The sequence below is a fragment of the Serratia sp. FS14 genome (assembly GCF_000695995.1).
Taxonomy (GTDB): domain Bacteria; phylum Pseudomonadota; class Gammaproteobacteria; order Enterobacterales; family Enterobacteriaceae; genus Serratia; species Serratia nematodiphila.
In genome coordinates this window covers 4079577-4097314 of the sequence record NZ_CP005927.1, presented here as the reverse complement: position 1 = coordinate 4097314, position 17738 = coordinate 4079577, and the positions used below count along the sequence as shown (strand labels likewise).

At 59.2% G+C, this 17738-nt stretch carries 17 protein-coding genes; 5 read left to right on the top strand and 12 right to left on the bottom strand.

The window, feature by feature from the left end; all coding sequences use genetic code 11:
• Window positions 1–10: 10 nt before the first annotated feature.
• From L085_RS18655 to L085_RS18635, 5 genes are all read right to left on the bottom strand, one after another.
• Window positions 11–760, bottom strand: coding sequence for a molecular chaperone (locus L085_RS18655; protein WP_044031443.1), 750 nt, complete (start codon window positions 758–760; stop codon window positions 11–13).
• Window positions 760–2100: a fimbrial protein gene (locus L085_RS18650; RefSeq protein WP_044031442.1), complete on the bottom strand. Its 1341-nt coding sequence runs from the start codon at window positions 2098–2100 to the stop codon at window positions 760–762. Before L085_RS18650 ends, L085_RS18655 begins: the two co-directional genes overlap by 1 nt.
• A 27-nt stretch (window positions 2101–2127) precedes the next feature.
• Window positions 2128–4659 carry a fimbria/pilus outer membrane usher protein gene (locus L085_RS18645; RefSeq protein ID WP_044031441.1) on the bottom strand — a complete coding sequence of 844 codons (2532 nt, stop codon included), beginning with the start codon at window positions 4657–4659 and terminating at the stop codon, window positions 2128–2130.
• A 20-nt stretch (window positions 4660–4679) separates the two neighbouring features.
• Window positions 4680–5402, bottom strand: coding sequence for a molecular chaperone (locus tag L085_RS18640; RefSeq protein ID WP_044031440.1), 723 nt, complete (start codon window positions 5400–5402; stop codon window positions 4680–4682).
• An 88-nt stretch (window positions 5403–5490) separates the two neighbouring features.
• The gene (locus L085_RS18635; RefSeq protein ID WP_033633310.1) at window positions 5491–6024 is read right to left on the bottom strand and encodes a fimbrial protein; all 534 of its coding nucleotides are present in this window, start codon (window positions 6022–6024) and stop codon (window positions 5491–5493) included.
• 618 nt (window positions 6025–6642) lie between these two features.
• On the opposite strand from L085_RS18635, the gene L085_RS18630 reads away from it, so the two are divergent.
• Window positions 6643–7083: a LuxR C-terminal-related transcriptional regulator gene (locus tag L085_RS18630; RefSeq protein ID WP_044031439.1), complete on the top strand. Its 441-nt coding sequence runs from the start codon at window positions 6643–6645 to the stop codon at window positions 7081–7083.
• A 7-nt stretch (window positions 7084–7090) separates the two neighbouring features.
• Here L085_RS18630 and L085_RS18625 read toward each other — a convergent pair whose 3' ends face one another.
• Window positions 7091–7561, bottom strand: a complete 471-nt coding sequence (locus L085_RS18625; protein ID WP_021504832.1) for a helix-turn-helix domain-containing protein — start codon at window positions 7559–7561, stop codon at window positions 7091–7093.
• A gap of 179 nt (window positions 7562–7740) precedes the next feature.
• On the opposite strand from L085_RS18625, the gene L085_RS18620 reads away from it, so the two are divergent.
• On the top strand, window positions 7741–8166 hold the full coding sequence (locus tag L085_RS18620; protein WP_044031438.1) for a tautomerase family protein: 426 nt from the start codon (window positions 7741–7743) through the stop codon (window positions 8164–8166).
• A gap of 110 nt (window positions 8167–8276) precedes the next feature.
• On the opposite strand, the gene L085_RS18615 is transcribed toward L085_RS18620, so the two are convergent.
• Window positions 8277–9158 carry a LysR family transcriptional regulator gene (locus tag L085_RS18615; RefSeq protein ID WP_044031437.1) on the bottom strand — a complete coding sequence of 294 codons (882 nt, stop codon included), beginning with the start codon at window positions 9156–9158 and terminating at the stop codon, window positions 8277–8279.
• Between the two features lie 180 nt (window positions 9159–9338).
• On the opposite strand from L085_RS18615, the gene L085_RS18610 reads away from it, so the two are divergent.
• A complete protein-coding gene (locus tag L085_RS18610; protein ID WP_044031435.1) occupies window positions 9339–10283 on the top strand; it encodes an amidohydrolase family protein in 945 nt (314 codons plus the stop codon).
• A 128-nt stretch (window positions 10284–10411) separates the two neighbouring features.
• Here the strand turns inward: L085_RS18610 and ychF are convergent, their stop codons facing one another.
• A complete protein-coding gene (gene ychF / locus L085_RS18605) occupies window positions 10412–11503 on the bottom strand; it encodes a redox-regulated ATPase YchF (protein WP_033633304.1) in 1092 nt (363 codons plus the stop codon).
• A 334-nt stretch (window positions 11504–11837) separates the two neighbouring features.
• Here ychF and L085_RS18600 point away from each other — a divergent pair, with 334 nt between their 5' ends.
• Window positions 11838–13367 (top strand): SulP family inorganic anion transporter, encoded by a 1530-nt coding sequence (locus tag L085_RS18600; protein ID WP_044031434.1) that lies wholly within the window; start codon window positions 11838–11840, stop codon window positions 13365–13367.
• Between the two features lie 37 nt (window positions 13368–13404).
• Here the strand turns inward: L085_RS18600 and pth are convergent, their stop codons facing one another.
• Window positions 13405–13995: an aminoacyl-tRNA hydrolase gene (pth, locus tag L085_RS18595; protein WP_033652046.1), complete on the bottom strand. Its 591-nt coding sequence runs from the start codon at window positions 13993–13995 to the stop codon at window positions 13405–13407.
• 301 nt (window positions 13996–14296) lie between these two features.
• Between pth and ychH the strand changes: the two genes are divergently transcribed.
• Window positions 14297–14575, top strand: a complete 279-nt coding sequence (gene ychH / locus L085_RS18590) for a stress-induced protein YchH (protein WP_044031431.1) — start codon at window positions 14297–14299, stop codon at window positions 14573–14575.
• A gap of 185 nt (window positions 14576–14760) precedes the next feature.
• Here the strand turns inward: ychH and prs are convergent, their stop codons facing one another.
• The 3 genes from prs to lolB all read right to left on the bottom strand — a co-directional run bounded on the left by prs (window position 14761) and on the right by lolB (window position 17369).
• Window positions 14761–15708: a ribose-phosphate diphosphokinase gene (gene prs / locus L085_RS18585; protein WP_004941061.1), complete on the bottom strand. Its 948-nt coding sequence runs from the start codon at window positions 15706–15708 to the stop codon at window positions 14761–14763.
• Between the two features lie 174 nt (window positions 15709–15882).
• A complete protein-coding gene (gene ispE, locus L085_RS18580; protein WP_044031429.1) occupies window positions 15883–16749 on the bottom strand; it encodes a 4-(cytidine 5'-diphospho)-2-C-methyl-D-erythritol kinase in 867 nt (288 codons plus the stop codon).
• The gene (gene lolB, locus L085_RS18575) at window positions 16746–17369 is read right to left on the bottom strand and encodes a lipoprotein insertase outer membrane protein LolB (RefSeq protein WP_004941069.1); all 624 of its coding nucleotides are present in this window, start codon (window positions 17367–17369) and stop codon (window positions 16746–16748) included. Before lolB ends, ispE begins: the two co-directional genes overlap by 4 nt.
• Window positions 17370–17738 lie beyond the last annotated feature (369 nt).

Sequence of the window (17738 nt, the reverse complement as noted above, 5' to 3'; positions counted from 1 at the left end):
CTTTTTATCGTTATGGGTTTGCTGTGTATGGCTTGACGATCTGTTGGCCCTGGTCGTTGATGAGAGTGGCCTGAACGGTGACCGGAGAAGGGAGTGTCGGCGCTGCAACGCCGTCCAGGTGATAATCTCGCGTGCTGAACGGCGCGGTCATCATGTCGCTTTCTTGCCGCACCGGGTAATCGCGCCTGTCGGCGTGCACGGCGATGCGCGCGAACGAGAGATAAAACGCCGATCGGTTTTGACAGCGCAGCAGATAACCGTCCGGCGATTTTTGCAGCGTGAATGAGACGGCCTCGGTCGCGTTCTCGGCTTTGCCCTGCAGCGCTCTGGGCCGGTAGAAGATCTTCATCTGGGTGTTCATCGCCAGCGTCACGCGCGACGCCAGCGGCGGCGTGGTCGGCGGGTTAGGCGGGATCTCATACAGGTTGAGCCAGAATACCGACTCCCGGTCGGCGGGCAGGTTAGCGCCGGCAAACAGGATGCGCAGCCCTTTCAGCGCAGAAGGCGGCAGGGCGAAAACGCTGGGCAGGGTGACAAACGGCGCGCGGGACAGTTCGGGGGCGGCGTTGACGTCACCGTTATCGACCCAGGTTTGCGCCACGATCGGGTAGCCGTTGGTGTTGAGCAGCATCAGGGTTTTTTCCGTCTCGCCCTCATGAAAGATCACCCGCGTGGCGGAGGCGATGATGCCCGCCTGCGCGCCGATGGAAGCCAGCGCCAGCAGCAGGGCGCATCCCATCGTCAGATATTTCTTTCTCATCATTGCACCTTAACCCAGACGTAGGCCCTGGCGTCCACCTTGCCGGCGGTGACGGTTTGCCCGGGCAGCCGGGCGAGCGTGGCGGTGAGCTGGGTGGTGTAGTGGGTAAACCCCGCTGCGGTGCTGCCGCCGCCGCTGGCGCCGTTGAGCACCGGGTACCAGCCGGCGTCGTTGCCCTGCGGGCATTGCCCGGCGCTGCAACGCGTCCAGCCGACAAAGTTCATCGGCGCGCCGTTGCCGGCGTTGGCGAGTGCGATGCCCACGCCGGTGGCGATGCTGCTGTCAGTGCCGTAGCCGCTGGAGAGCAGGTAGCTCACGCCGCCGTTGGCGCTGACCAGCCCGAGCTGCTGCGCCGCGACATAGCTTTCATACGGTACCTGCAGGCCGAGGGCGGTATTGTTGCTGCTGACGCCGGACACGGCGGCGTTGTCGCATTCGATATTGATAGTGAACTGCGCCTGTGAGGTTTGCCCGGCGGTCAACTGGCTGACGGAAATGGTCGGCAGGATCACCAGCGGCGTGACGTTGCGCGCCACGCAGGTGGCGGTATAGGTCAATGAGGAGATCGGTGCGGTGCCCATGCCCATCGCGTTCCAGCGCCCGGTGCCCCAGGTGGCGTAGTTGGTGGCGGAATCGCTGCCGATAGGATCCGAAGCGATGCCGGGCCCCTGAAAGGTGACATAGCCGTTCGGCTGCGTGCAGGTATAGTTCGAATTGCCGGTGGTCGACGCCATGCCCACCAGCGGGTTGCCGGCGCTGTAGCCGCAGTAGTTGCTGGCGCCCGCGCCCGGCAGCGAGCTGATGCGGATCAGATCGGCGCGGATGGCGCTGAAGTCTTTCACCCGGATCTGGATTTTGTTGCCGACGGTGGCGTAGCGGGTAATCGGCGCCGACTGCCAGTAACGGGTAAAAACCTTGCCGGAATCCAGGTGGGTCAAACGGATGCCGACGTAGGGGAAGTAGGTGGCGTAATAGTTGGGGTTGCCGTCCTGGGCGCCCAGATCGTAATAGCCGCCGACGCGATCGTCGCCGTTGGTGGCGAAGACTTCATAAATTTGCCCGACATCGCCGGCATCGCATTCATACAGCACCTTGTTGGGATCGGGATAACGGGTGCCGGAGGTCAGATCGAACACGCTGGTGCCGAGCGGCGTGCCGACGGGCTGCAGGTAAGTGCTGGTCAGGTTGACCCGGCCCAGCGCCGTGCCCACCCCGCAAGGATCGCAGCCGGAGTCGATCCAGGGGGTGACGCGCGTGCATTGCGCCAGCGCCGCGGGGGCGCCGAACAGCGACAGGGCGAACAGCGCCGGGGCGGCGACCAGATAAGAAATGTGTTTCATCGTCTCTCCTGAGATCAGTTAAACGGGCTAGCGGCATGGGGCGCTGAGCCGCTGAATCGGGCTGTCTTCCGCGGCGGGCTGGCGATAATGCAGCGTGCACTGCTGGCCGGGCGCGTCGCCCCAGTTCAGCGTCAGTTCGCCGGCGCTCCGATCGCTGCGTAGGTACACCTGGCTGGCCTGGCCGACCATACCCACGCTGTTGCCTGCCGCGTCAAGGACGTTGGCGCCCATCGGGATCGGTGCGTTATCGGGCCGCTGTGCGGTGATCAGCAGCGCCTGGCCGCGCACGGTGTTGAAGTGCAGGCGCACCGTGGCACCGGCATAAGGAGCCACGCGCCGCTGGCCGTCTTCCAGTTCCGTTTTGTCGTTCATGCCCTCGGGGTTCAGCGCGACGGTGTTGTAGTGATAGGGCACCAGCGACGGCGCCAGGGCATAGCCGAAGCGATCGACGCGCGCGCCCTGGCCGTCCATCACCCGTGCGCCGCTGGCGCCGGGCGCTTCGATCAGGGCGAAGGTGTCGCCGACATACGGCCCTAATGTCACGCCGCCGCGGTGCGCCACCACCGCGCCCTGCAGCGACAGGGAGCCTTGTCGGTACTGGCGCGCGGTGGAGAACGAGCCGGTGACGTTGGCGTAAGGCAGGCGGGTTTGCAGGTTGCCGCCCCAGACGCTTTGTTGGCGATCGTCGTCGGTGGTGAAGTTCAGGCCGTAACTGACCGGCTGTTCGTCGCCGACGCTGCCCGACAGCGCAGCCTGATAGTTGCCGCCCTGACCCTGGCTGTGGTTGGCCAGCAGCGAGACGCTGGGGGCGGATGATGAACGCCCGAGCGGGAAGCTCAGCGACAGGGCGGTGACGGTCTGCGCGTTCTGCGCCAGCGGCGCGCTGTAGACGTTATCCAGCGGCCCGTAGCCGCGGTAGTCGCCGTTGCTGTAGCCCAGGCTGCGGGTGCGGGTGACGGAGAGGTTAAGCGCCACGCCGTTGCCGAAGGTTTTCCCCCAGCCCAGCTGGAGCTGATTGTCGCGGCCGCGCTGATCGCGGTAGTCCTGAGTCGAGCCGGACATCGTCAGGCTGCCGAACGCGCCCATGCCCTGATTGACGGCCACCTCGAAACGCGAACGCTGGCGGTAGGAGTCGGACTGCCAGTTTTGGCCGGTAACGGCGGCGCGCCGCACGCCGAGCACGTCGCTGAGATCGCGAAAGCCTTCGGTAGAGTAGCGGTAGCCGGCGATGGATAGCGTGGTGTCCGTCGGGCTGAAAGTTCGGCTGTAAGAGAGGTGCAGCATCCAGCCGGAGGCGCCGCCGTCCGGCAGGCTGGCGTGGGAATAGGTGGTATCCATGCCGAAGGCGCCCAGCCAGCTGCTGTACACGCCGCCCAGCATCATCGCCTGATAGCCGTCCGCCAGCTGATTGCCGAGGTTGAAGGTCAGGGCGTTGGTCAGGCCGTGCTGCCAGGTCACTTCGCTGAACAGATCGTTGTCGCCGACGTAGCGGGAACGGCCGACGATGGCGGAGTAGCGCGACTGGCCGGGGCGAATGGATTCCGGCACCGCGGCGAACGGCACGGTGAAGGTGCTGACGCTGCCGTCGGCTTCGGTCACCACCACGGTCAGATCGCCGGCGTAGTTGGTGGCGTACAGATCGTTGATGGCGAACGGCCCCGGCGCCACGGTGGTTTCGTACAGTGTGCTTTTACCCTGCAGCACCGTCACGCGCGCGTTGCTTTTCGCCACGCCGCGCACCACCGGCGCATAGCCGCGCTGTGAATCCGGCAGCATGCGATCGTCCGAGCTGAGCTGAATGCCGCGAAAGCCCAGGCCGGAGAAGAAGTGCCCGTCGGTAAAGCCTTCCCCTAACAGCATTTCGCTGCGCCAGGGCAGGATTGCGCGCTGCACGTAGCGGCGGCTGGTGTCCAGGTGACCGCCGAACTCCCGATCGTAGCGGTAGCTGGACTGCTGGCGGTAGCGCCAGAGCCCGAGGTTGAACCCGCCGTTCAGGTTGGCGTAGGTCGAATCGAGATCGCGGGTTTGCCCCTGCCGGTAGCTGACGTGGTACTGGTTGAGGTTGTAATTGACGAAGGCCATTGATTCGCCGCTGTCCAGGCTGGCGGGATTGACGCTGCCGCGCGGCCGGCCGTTCAACAGCGCCTGCGGAATGCTGAGATCCAGCCGCAGCCGCGAGATATCGGCGTTCACCATGATGTCCTTCAGATCCCGGCCGGGCAGCAGGCATGCCGTTTTGGCCGCCGGCGGATTTTTCAGCCCGAAGCGCGTCAGCTGCGGCCGATCGAAACAGGGCAGCACCTGCTGGCCTGCGCGCACGAAGCGAATTTGATCGCGCTCGAGAAACTGGCCGTTGAGGTACAGATCGATCTGATAGCTGCCGGGGGCGACGGCGTCCTGCTGGTTGAACTGGCTCAGGGCGCTGTTGCTCAGCACGCTGCCGCGCAGCAGCGCGGGATCGAAGGTGTAGCCGTCGGCGGCGGCGCAGCCCAACGGCAGCGCCAGCAGCGCGCAGCACCAGCGTGCGGGCAACGGCGTCGCCTTGCGGACATCGAACATGAAAACCTCCCTGTCTGGTTTCAGCGCGCGACGTTCAGGGTGCGCGTGATTTCCACCCCGTAGTCATTGATGACGCGCAGCGCGACCTGCCGCACTTCCCCGTTCACCGGCCAATTGGCCTGTGAAAACGGCGGGATCAGATCCGCCTGCGGAATGGCGCTGCGCTTCGCGCCGCTCAGAATTACCGCCTGGCTGACGTTGGCGTAGTAGCCGGTCGGGTTGTCGACGCGCAGCGCGTTGCCGACCTGGCGCAGGCTAAGGCGATCGATGACGTGGTTGGCGTCGCCGGCCAGCGCGGCCGGGCGGTAGAACACCTTCAGCCGGTTGGTGACCACCAGCAGCAGTTTGTTCTTGTCGCTGTCCGTCTGACGCACCGCGGGGACCTGCAGGAAGTTGAGGTAGAACAGCGATTCGCGATCGCGCGCCAGCGGCTGGCCGACGAACGACAGCCGCACCATTTGCCCGCTGTGCGGATCCATGCGGAAGATTTGCGGCGAGGCGACAAAGGGCGCATCGGCGTTTTCCGGCGTGGACTGCGGGTTGTTGATGTCGAGCCAGATCTGCATCAGCGCCGGGGCGCCGTCATCGTTGGTGAACTGCAGCGTTTTCTCCCGCGCCTCGGCGGGGTAGATCACGCGGTTGCCGAGCAGCGTTACGCTGGCCAAGGCGTGGGTGGCGGCAAAACTCATCAGGCAAAGCGACAGGGCGGCCCATCGGCGGGCGGAACGGGATATCTGCGGCATAAACGTGAACCGATAAAGGAGCGAGTCATTCAGCGCCGTCCGCTAAGGAACGGCGCTGGCATCAACAGGTATGGCGCCTGACGCCGGCTTATTTGTAGCTAATGGCGAACTGGGCGGTGGCGATCACCGAACCGGCCGCCACGCCGGTGTCTTCCGCGTAGTAGCGGGCCACCAGGTTCTGCGAGGTGGAGGTGGCGTCTTTCGCTAGCGTCATCGCCGACGTGGTGACGGTCGAACCGCTGGCGAACGACAGCGGCGTGGTGGCGTCGCTGTCCAGCAGTTGAATGGACACCTTGGCCGCATCGCCCGCGTTGCCCAGGTTGCCGTTGGTGGTCGGGTTGTTGCCCGCCAACACGGTTTTGATCGCCGTATCGCTGGTCGCCGCCGCACAGCCCGTGACGTTAACGGTAAAGGTGGTGTCGCCGGCGGTGGCGCCTTTGGTGGCGAGCTGGCTGGCGGCGACGGTCGGCAGCAACACGACCGGGTTGGATTGGTTGCCGTTAATATTCACCGAACAGGTTTGCGTGCTGACTTCGCCTTTGAATTGCACGGTATTGGACGAGGCGGCCGCACAGGCGCCGGAGAGAGCCAGCATGGATAATGCGACTAATTTAACATTCATGTGAAATACCCTTTAATTAACTTTAGAGAAAAGCTTTCCTGACAGTAATAAATTACTGACGTGCGTTTGTTGATTAATCATGTTGCGCAATTGTTTTTTAAACGCGTCGGCAAACATGGATTTTCATCCTAACAAACTAAGAATTTTCCCTATAGGTGTTTTCCGTATGGTAATAAGTTGGTGGTGCGGGTTGTTACATTTATTTTCATTTTTGCTTATATCATACAAAATGGAAAATAGATCTATATCATTGCGTTGCGTTTTTATTGGATCGTCGGTTTTTGTTTATGAAATAATTTGAAACATTCATGCCTTTTTTGCGTATTAATCAAAGTGCTGGCTGTTGCGTGATTATTTGAAAAACATGTTATCAAGATGTTTTATATCGGTGTGCTTTGCAAGCGAATTACCCCAAAAAAGAACAGCGACAAGCTGCCTAAGGTGTGGAAGCATGTTTTCATGCTGATAAGGAGAATTAAAGTGAGAGTGATTTATATCGACGGTTCGTCGTTGTGCCGGTTAGGTATGAAAACATTATTGGGGGGTGGGGTGATAACCTTATCTGCGCCTAATATTAACATCGTTAAAAATATAAGCCCGGCGCCTGATTTAATTATCATGGATTTTCCCCATGAAATCTATCGGTTCGAAGCCTATTTGAGGTTTGTTGACCTTTGCCGCGCTGAATATAAAGACGTCCGGATACTGTTCTTCGTCGATAAGACTTCGCCGCTGATCCTGGCATTTATCGCGGCGGCGCGGCCGGATGCGATTTTGCACAAACGGGAAGCGCTGCAGGTGGTGTGGGAAACCTGCGCGGCGCTAGTCCGCCGTGAAGCGGCGGGCGAACGGCGCGTGGTGAACCGGCATCGGGCGGCGGCGATCACGCCTGGCGAGGCGGCGGTACTGTGTGAAACCGCCCGCACCGAAGATATCCGCCAGACCGCGCGGCGGCTGAATTTGCACCCGAAAACCGTTTATTCGCACCTCAACAATGCCGGCAAGAAGTTCGGCATCCGTAATCGGGTGGAACTGCTGAAGATGATTGCGCTGCTGTAGCGCGCCGTTAACGGGCCTGGCCTACGGCCAGCCGCCATCGCGTGATCTCATCGGCGCCGGGCCCGGCGGCCAGCGCCAGGCTTTGCGGCGGCAGAGATTCGCCGGTCACGGCATCTACCACGCGCAGGGTGGCGGGGTGGCCGGTTACGCGGTCAACCACGCGCAGCGGCGGCCCGGCCAGCTCGGACAGATTCCATTTGTCGCCAATCTGAATCATCGCCATCACCAGCAGCCCGAGATCTTTTCCCTTCTCCGTCGGCAGATACTCGTAGCGATCGGGACGCGTCTGGTATTGCCGCTTTTCGATAAGGCCGTGGCTTTCCAGGGCCTTGAGGCGATCGGTCAGCGTATTGTTGGTGATGCCGGTCGATTGGCGCAAATCGTCATAGCGCGAGAGCCCCAGCAATAGATCGCGCATGAGAATCGCGCCCCAGCGATCGCCCAGTGCCGACAGCACGTGCGCCACCGAGCACGTCATACCTTCAAACCCTTTTGCCTTCACGTTGCCTTACCTCCGCTTGCCGCCTGATTGCCGAGAATGTTATCGCCTCGGCTTGATAACTTCAATAATTGGAGTTATTACTCTTATTATTGGAGTTTGTCATTAACAGCGGCTGATGGCTTGAACGCCGGCCGGAAAACCTAGGAGATAACGCGATGCCACTGTGGCAGATTTACCACCCGGAGCCGGCCTTCAGCGCCGCCGATAAACGCGCGATCGCGCAGAAAGTCACCGCCCTGTATCAGGACTTTTTGCCGCGTTTCTACGTCAACGTCTTTTTCCACGCGCTGCCGCCAGGATCGGCGTATCTCGGCGGCGAACCGGCCGATGATTTCGTGCGGGTGGCCATCGACCATATCGCGCGCGCCATGGACAACGACGCGGAGCTGCAGCAATTTCTGGCGGCCTGCACCCGCATCCTGCAACCCTACATCGCCGCACGCGGGCTGCGCTGGGAGCTGCACGTGGACGAAACGCCGTTCTCGCTGTGGACGATAGACGGATTGAAACCGCCGGCGCGGGGGACGGCGGCCGGGGAGAGGTGGCGCAAGGAGAACCGGCCTTCGGCGTGGGAGGGGTAGCGGCGTCTTCGGAATGCCCAATGCTTAAAGGCAGCGATGAGTGTCGGTTTTGATCTTCGCGTTCAAAGAGGGGCGAGATTAAGCGTGGGGGGAGGAGAAATCGACGAAAGTCATAGATTACTTTTTACATCTGATATGAAGGCATTAACGATGGCGGATTTTTCATTCTCACGATAGATGAAAAAAAACTCAGTCACGTTATCGACACCGGGGATCGCTCTGTAGGTAATGTTAGGCAGCTTGATTGAGGATAGTGTAGAAGGAACGATAGCGATGCCCAGGCCAGAAGCCACCATGGCGAGCACGCTTAGTGTGCTGTCCAGCCGATAGGAAACCTGGACGTCTTCTTCAAGAAGGGCTTTCAGGATACGAAGCTGGCCATCGTCTCCGCTGTTTTCCGAGTAGATGATAAAGTCTCGTCCCGAGAGGTCTTCTTTTTTCAAGGTCTCTTTTTTCGCCAGATCGGAGTCTTCCTGAATCACGACGACCCAGTCAAACTTTTTAATGGGTATAAGGCCGAGCCCCGGTGGGATTTTGAGATCCAGATTGGGGCAGTAGCTGACGTCGATATTTCCGTTGACGATCTCATCGATTTGTTTCCAGTAAGACATCTCTTTGGCGCGGAAGTTAACGCCGGGATGCTCTGCTTTAAATCGATGAATATCGGCGGTGACTAATCCCGCCGCGACGGCATTGCCGACAAATCCGATGCGCACATTGCCATTCTCACCTTTCGCTGCTGCTTTGGTTTCGTCAAGCGCGCTTTTTATTTTTTCATAAATATCCGGTGCATTTTTTAAAAATATCTCTCCTACTTCGGTAAGTTCGACATTGCGGTTGGTGCGAATAAAAAGTGGTGCACCAATTTCTTCTTCCAGCGCTTTTATCTGCATGCTGAAAGCCGACTGTGTAACATGAATTCGCTTAGCCGCCTTGCCGAAATGTTTTTCTTCAACGAGAGCCAGGGATGCCTGGATATGGCGAAAATTCATGGATTAGATTCCTGCATCAGTTGTTCAAAAAATGAATTGGATATATAGCGACCATGAAAATACCCTCTAATAGAACTCACGTTAAAGTGTAGATTATTTCTGGAATGCGGGTTAGTCAACAATACTCAGCATGTTGCTATCTGTTTCAAAGACCGAATATATGCATAGTGGAGGCGTTAAATGAATTCATTAGCCAGAATCGATGTTCATACTCACCTGGTCCCACCTTTTTGGGGCAGCGCGCTGCCCAGCCACGGCGGCGATCCATCCGGTTGGTCTCTGCCCAAATGGACGGCGGACGACCATCTGGGCTATATGGACAAACAGCAAATAGCGACCAGCGTCCTGTCGTTAACCGCGCCGAGCGTGGTTGGCTGGGAAGGCCAGGCGCGCCGCGATATGGCCAGAAAAGTCAATGAGTATACGGCGGATCTGGTGGCGAAATACCCTACGCGGTTTGGTAACTTCGCGACAGTGCCGTTGCCGGACGTTGAGGGGGCGGTGCTGGAAGTGGAGTATGCGCTGGATGTGCTGAAAGCCGATGGCGTGGTGTTATTAACCAACTATGAAGGGGTTTATTTAGGGGATAAAAAGTGGGCTCCGCTTTGGGCTGCACTAAATCAACGCTCTGCCGTTGTTTTCATTCACCCTGGTCATCCCATCATGGATTTGCTGGATGGCGTTCCGGGTCCCTTGGTTGATTATCCGTTTGATACTGCCCGCAATGCCGTCCATATGGTGTTGAACGGCATTATGGACAATTATCCTAACGTGAAAATTATTCTTTCGCATGCCGGCGGATTCCTGCCTTATGCCGTTCTGCGCTTTACATTGCTGGCGGAATCGCTTAATCCAAATGGGCCGTCAGCTCAGGAATTGAACGATAAATTTAAGCGTTTTTATTTTGATACCGCATTGTCTTCCGGCCCGAATGCATTTTCCAGCCTACTGACGTTTGCGAATCATAACAATATTCTGTTCGGCAACGATTATCCTTATGCACCGGAGTCCGTCGCCGCTAAGTTTAATCATATTCTCGACGCCGAAACAAACCTGACGGATGCGCAGAAAGTAAGTTTCAACCGGAATAATGCTCTTGCACTTTTCCCGCGGTTAAATAAATAAGGATTTCTGCTGGGGCGATGCCGCACTGCTTCAAGCGCTGGTGGGTTCCTTCCCGAAAACAAAAAATCCACGCCGAAGCGTGGATTTTTCCGTTTCCGGCAGCGGAGAGAAACGCTGCGGGGAAGGGGTTAGACGTTGAACAAGAAGTTCATCACGTCGCCGTCTTTGACGATGTAGTCTTTACCTTCGGAGCGCATTTTGCCGGCTTCTTTGGCGCCTTGCTCACCCTTGTAGGTGATGAAGTCGTCATAGGAGATGGTTTGCGCGCGGATAAAGCCTTTCTCGAAGTCGGTGTGGATCTTGCCGGCCGCCTGCGGGGCAGTGGCGCCGACCGGGATGGTCCAGGCGCGCACTTCTTTCACGCCGGCGGTGAAGTAGGTTTGCAGGTTCAGCAGCTCGTAACCGGCGCGGATCACGCGGTTCAGGCCCGGCTCTTCCAGGCCCAGCTCGGCCATGAACTCGTCGCGCTCTTCGTCTTCCAGCTCGGCGATGTCGGATTCCACGGCGGCGCACACGGCAACCACTACGGAGCCTTCGGCGTCGGCGATTTTACGCACGGTGTCCAGGTACGGGTTGTTCTCGAAGCCGTCTTCGTTGACGTTGGCGATGTACATGGTCGGCTTCAGCGTCAGGAAGCTCAGGTATTTGATCGCCGCCTTGTCTTCTGCGGTCAGATCCAGCGCGCGCAGCATGCCGGCGTTTTCCAGGTGCGGCAGGCATTTCTCCAGCGCCGCCAGCTCGGCCTTGGCGTCTTTGTCGCCGCCTTTGGCTTTTTTCTGCACGCGGTGGATAGCGCGTTCGCAGGTGTCCAGGTCAGACAGCGCCAGCTCGGTGTTGATGACGTCGATATCTTCGGCCGGATCGACCTTGTTGTTGACGTGAATGATGTTGTCGTTCTCGAAGCAGCGCACCACGTGGCCGATGGCTTCGGTTTCGCGGATGTTGGTCAGGAACTGGTTGCCCAGGCCTTCACCTTTAGACGCGCCTTTCACCAGGCCGGCGATGTCGACGAATTCCATGGTGGTTGGCAGAATGCGCTGCGGCTTGACGATCTCGGCCAGCTTATCCAGACGCGGATCGGGCATCGGCACCACACCGGTGTTCGGTTCAATGGTGCAGAACGGGAAGTTGGCTGCTTCAATGCCCGCTTTGGTCAACGCGTTGAACAGGGTGGATTTGCCTACGTTAGGCAGGCCGACGATACCGCATTTGAATCCCATGTTGTAATCACCTTAAATATCTTAACTATCAGCTGGTTAGATTTAACCGACTGCATAAAGGGCAAAATAATGCCGCCATTATACACGTAATGGGCGTTTATCTCGATCAGACTTGCTTGGCCGGGGCGAACGCAGCGCGGACGGCCGGTTTTTATTTGAGATTTGGATCACATTTACCCATACTGGCCATTCCGATTAACCGACAGGAAACGTGCCGGATGTATTTCTTGCCTACGCCACCCTGAGCTGTGCCCGCCTGCACTCTGCCGCGCCTTGCGGTACCCCATACCCGCTACGCGGGGAGATGATGTCATCTGTCATAAGTGAATAATGCATGTTTAACCTGAGTAACGTCAGGATCGCGGACGTTAAAAATGAAGTCCTGGCGGGCTTTGTGGTGGCGGTTTCGATGATCCCCGAGGCGGTCGGCTTTTCGCTGGTCGCCGGTCTTTCGCCGATTGTCGGCTTGCATACCGCGTTTATTATTGGCCTGGTCACGGCGCTGTTCGGCGGCAAACCGGGCATGGTTTCCGGCGCCGCCGGCTCCATTGTGGTGGTGCTGATGAGCCTGGCGGCGCAGTACGGCATGGGTTACGTGCTGTGGGCCACGCTGTTTGCCGGGGCGATTCAAATCCTGATCGGCGCCTTCCGGCTGGGCAAGTTCATTCGTCTGGTGCCGCTGCCGGCGATCCACGGCTTCGTCAACGGCCTGGCGATCGTCATCATGCTGGCGCAGCTGAAGATGATCGCCGGGCAGGGGCCGCTGATGTACGGCCTGGTGGCGCTGGCGATTGCGGTGGTGGTGCTGTTCCCGCGCCTGACCAAGGCCATTCCGTCTTCGCTGGCGGCGCTGCTGGTGGTCTCGGCGTTGGCCATCGGCCTCAACCTGCACACGCTGCGGGTGGGCGTTCTGGCGGACATTTCCGGCGCGCTGCCGCACTTTAGTCTGCCGACGGCGCCGTTTACCCTGGAGATGGTGCGGGTGGTGCTGCCCTATGCGGTGGTGATCGCCCTGGTCGGTTTGATTGAATCGCTGCTGACCATGACGGTGCTGGATGAAATGGGCGGCAAGAAGGGCAACGGCAATCGCGAGAGTATCGCGCAGGGCGCCGGTAACGCGGTATGCGGCCTGTTCGGCTGCTTCGCCGGCTGCGCGATGATCGGCCAGTCGATCATCAACTTCACCTCGGGCGGGCGCGGGCGCATCTCCGGCACGGTGGGCGCCATCCTGCTGATTCTGTTCGTGGTCAGCCTGTCGCGCTATATCGGCCTGCTGCCGGTGGCGGCGCTGGCCGGGGTGATGCTGGTGGTGTGTTACAACACCTTCGAGTGGAGCTCGCTGCGCCGCTTGCGCCGCATGCCGAAAGCCGACGCGCTGGTAATGATCGTCGTCACGCTGATCACCATCTTTACCGATCTGGCGGTGGCGGTGATCAGCGGGGTGATTATCTCGGCGCTGGTGTTCGCCTGGCAGCAGGCGCGTATCCGCGTGCGCCAGCGGCAGGTAACGGGCGACGTGGCGGTGTATCAACTGGATGGCCCGCTGTTCTTCGGCTCCGCCGCGGCTTTCGCCGAGCTGTTCGATCCGCAGCGCGATCCGCAGAATGTGGTGCTGGATTTTGCCGGCACCCGGGTGATGGATTCCAGCGGCGTAGAGGCGATCGATAAGCTGACGGCGCGTTATCTGGCGGCGGGGAAAAGCATTCGTCTGCGCCACCTGAGCGCTGACTGCGTGCGCCTGCTCAAACGCGCCGGGCCGTTCTGCAGCCATGAGCTGGACGATCCGCAGTATTACGTGGCGGAAGAGGGCTTCACCTCCGATGAGCGCCGGGTGGGCGAGGAAACCTTCAACCCGCGCGGCTAAAAGCAAGCAGCGGGCAGGGCGCCCGCTGCGGCAAGGATCAGGCCTGCGCCTTGAAGCTGTGCAGGCGCTGAACGGTTTTTTCCAGCCCGTCCTTCATCAGCATTTCGGTGCAGCGCAGCGACTCGTCGATCGCTTCGTCAATCATCTTCTGTTCGCCGGCCGGCGGCTTGCCGAGCACGAAGCCCACCACCTTGTTCTTGTCGCCCGGATGACCGATGCCGATGCGCAGGCGATAGAAGTTCGGGTTGTTGCCGAACTTGTTTTGGATGTCTTTCAGGCCGTTGTGGCCACCGTTGCCGCCGCCGAGCTTGATTTTGGCCACGCCGGGCGGCAGATCCAGCTCGTCGTGCGCCACCAGGATCTCGCTGGGTTCGATGCGGTAGAAGTTGGCCATCGCCAGCACCGCTTTGCCGCTCAGGTTCATGAAGGTGGTCGGCACCAGCAGGCGCACGTCGTTGCCCGCCAGGTTCAAACGGGCGGTGTAGCCGAAGAACTTGCTCTCTTCTTTTAACTGCTGATTGTGGCGCTGGGCCAGCAGATCGACGTACCAGGCGCCGGCGTTGTGGCGTGTCTGGGCGTATTCCGCGCCCGGGTTGGCGAGACCGACTATCAATTTAATACTGCTCACTGGGAGATTCGCTATGATCAGGGTAATGGAAAGGGCCTTAGTCTACCTGTCGGGGCGATGAATGACAAAACCCGATCTCTGCCGTCACCCTGGGTAAGAAAGACGAATGATTCATTAGCTGAATAATTCAATTTGTCCGCTAATTTTCAGCGCCGTGTTAAGAAGTGTCAATAATTCTTTACCATTTGTGATCGCCTCCGCAATCCCCTTGCCGCAACAGGGACTATACTTAACTTATCAAAGTGGGTTAACAAGTTGCAGCGTTATCCCGGTTGGCACATGGCAATCATGGAGGTGGCATATGAAACGTAGAAGCGCGGACAGAGTGGGCAACTTTTTTATGGGGCTGGGGCTGGTCGTGATGATCGGCGGCGTCGGATACTCAATTATTGCTGAAGTATCCCAGTTCAATCTGCCGCAATTTTTCGCCCACGGCGCCATCATGAACATCTTCGTCGGCGCGCTGTTGTGGCTGGTGGGCGCACGTATCGGCGGCCGCGAACAGGTGGCGGATCGCTACTGGTGGGTAAAACACTTTGATAAACGGTGCCGCAACGATCAACATCGTTCGTCGCATTGATTAAAAAAGCAGAAGGGAAGCAAGAGCGGGGCAAGGGAACATCTGCCGTGCATTAAGGTTTGAGGTCATGTCGGACTACAAGTAGAAAACCCGTTGTTGCTCGCGCACCAACGGGTTTTTCTTTTCTGCTGTCGGGCTCGCTATCTTTCCGGCGCAGTGGGCGCCGCACCGGAAAGACGACGAAATTAATGCTCGAACATCGCAGAGATCGACTCTTCGTTGCTGATGCGGCGGATGGCTTCAGCCAGCATGCCGGACAGGGTCAGAGTGCGAACGTTTTTCAGTGCCTTGATTTCCGGCGACAGCGGAATGGTGTCGCAGACGATCACTTCATCAATCACCGAGTTCTTGATGTTGTCCACGGCGTTGCCGGAGAAGATCGGGTGCGTCGCGTAGGCGAATACGCGCTTGGCACCGCGTTCTTTCAACGCTTCAGCCGCTTTACACAAGGTGCCGCCGGTGTCGATCATGTCGTCGACCAGCACGCAGTCGCGGCCCGCCACGTCACCGATGATGTGCATCACCTGAGAAACGTTCGCGCGCGGGCGGCGTTTGTCGATGATGGCCATGTCGGTGTCGTTCAGCAGTTTGGCGATGGCGCGGGCGCGCACAACGCCGCCGATGTCCGGGGAAACCACGATCGGGTTTTCCAGGTTCTGCTGCAGCATGTCTTCCAGCAGGATCGGGCTGCCGAACACGTTGTCTACCGGTACGTCGAAGAAGCCTTGAATCTGCTCAGCATGCAGATCCACCGTCAGAACGCGGTCAACCCCTACGCTGGAGAGGAAATCGGCAACCACCTTGGCGGTGATTGGCACACGCGCGGAACGCACGCGGCGATCCTGGCGGGCATAGCCGAAGTAAGGGATAACGGCGGTAATACGACCTGCGGAGGCGCGACGCAGGGCGTCGACCATCACAACCAGTTCCATCAGGTTGTCGTTGGTCGGGGCACAGGTGGACTGGATGATGAAAATATCACCGCCGCGTACATTTTCGTTGATTTGCACGCTCACTTCGCCGTCGCTAAAACGACCTACAGCGGCGTCACCAAGGCTGGTGTACAAACGGTTGGCAATACGTTGTGCTAGTTCCGGGGTGGCGTTACCAGCAAAAAGCTTCATATCAGGCACGAGAAGAACCTCAGGCTTGCGTCCAGAGAAGATATTGTCATACGACCTCGCCAAGGAGCAGTCGGCGACGCCGGCGCAATATACATACGGGTATGTAAAACTAAAATTGAGATCGCAGGCAGCGCAGGGATAACAGGGCCAGGTGTGCATGACCCTGCGCAGCGAAACGTTGAGCTACGACTCAAACCGCCCGGAACGAATGCGATGTAGTGGGGAGACGTTAACGCCGCGCGCTACAAAACCACACAACCACTCCGGGGCTTGATTTAACACCTGACGGGCGGCGATTTCTGTGTCGAATTCAGCAAACACACAAGCACCTGTGCCAGTCAGGCGTGACGGGGCGTATTCTAACAGCCATGAAAGAAGCTGTTCAACCTCGCGAAAACGTTTTCTTGCGATCGGTTCGCAATCATTTGCGTACGGCGCCTGCAACAGCTCACTTAAGGAGCGAACCGGGGTGTCCCTTTTCAATTCGGCGTCGCCGAAGATAACCGGCGTCGGGATGCCGACGCCGGGATGCGCCACCAGATACCATTTTTCCTGCGGCTCGGCCGGCTGCAGGCGCTCGCCGATGCCTTCGGCGAAGGCGGCGTGGCCGCGCACGAACACCGGCACGTCGGCGCCAAGGCTGAGCCCCAGCTCTGCCAGTTGGTCGTCGTCAAGGCCGCAGCGCCACAGTTCGTTCAGCGCCACCAGCACGGTGGCGGCGTTGGAGGAGCCGCCGCCCAAACCGCCGCCCATCGGCAGGCGCTTGTCGATGCTGATGTCGGCGCCGCGCGGTGCGGTCTGCAAGCCCTGTTCATCACAATAGCGCTGCAGCAGGCGGGCGGCGCGCACGATCAGGTTCTGCTCGTCCGGCACGCCGTCGACCGGCGTCAGCAGGTGAATGCGATCGTCCTGGCGCGGGTCAATGGTCAGGGTGTCGCCGTAGTCCAAAAACTGGAACAGCGTCTGCAGCAGGTGATAGCCGTCTTCACGACGGCCGGTAATGTACAGAAACAGGTTGAGCTTCGCGGGGGAGGGCCACTGGCGGATCATTTGAGCGTCCAGTTATCCATTTTCAGTTTGATGCGTTGGTCGCCCTGCTGCAGCTCCAGACGGTTCGGCAGCGTCGGCTGCACCTCGGTGCTGTAGCTCTGGTAATCCACCTTCCAGGTTTGACCGCCTTGCTGGTAGGTCAGTTTGCTCAGGCGATATTGGTCATCCAGCGCAAAATCGCTGGCTTCGCCCGGCAGGCCGACCATCCACTGGCGCAGGTTGTTCAGCGGGATCGCCATCCCGGTCAGCTTGCGGATCATCTCTTCCGGGTTGTCGCTGACGTAGCGTTTGCCCTGGTTGTCGGTCAGCTGCACCACGTTTTTCTGTACGTTGAGATCCATTTCCGTGCTGCCCAGCGGGTTAGTCAGCAGCAGGCGGTAGCGCTCCGGCGAAAACTGCTGCCAGAAGAAGCGGGCATAGACTTTTTTCTGATCAGACAAGTAGGCGAAGGAGCCGCGGGTCTGATAGGTGCTAAGCTGCTGCACCGCCTGCTCATGGGCGCGCCACTGCGGTGAGGTCGGGCTGGTGGCCGGGCCGGTTGGCTTGGTGGTGGTACAGGCGGCCAGCACCAGGCTGGCCAGCGGGATCAGACGGAGCAAACTAACTTTGCGTATTGGCATAACTTTTTCTTGTCCTTTTGTCCTTGCGGGCATGCGCGACGAAACCCGGATTCAGCGCTCACGCTAACGGGGCGGCGGCGGCGCGTCAATTTTTTGCTGCATCGCGTTGAATCTTGCCGTGTTTATCGGCGTAGTGCCAACGCGGTGCGCGCGTTGGGGTTGCCATTAAGCGTAACACAATCGCCTGAAGGCGGGGGAGGCGCTCCCGATAAGCGGTGCAGAGTTGCGCAAACGCCGCCGTTATGTGCGCCGAATAGCGTGCGCGTCTTCGCAAACTGCGCTAAAATTTAAACCATCAACCCACCCTTTGACTATTTATCCCGCTGTATTTATTACTTATTCATTAATTGATGTCGTCTATGACAGCGA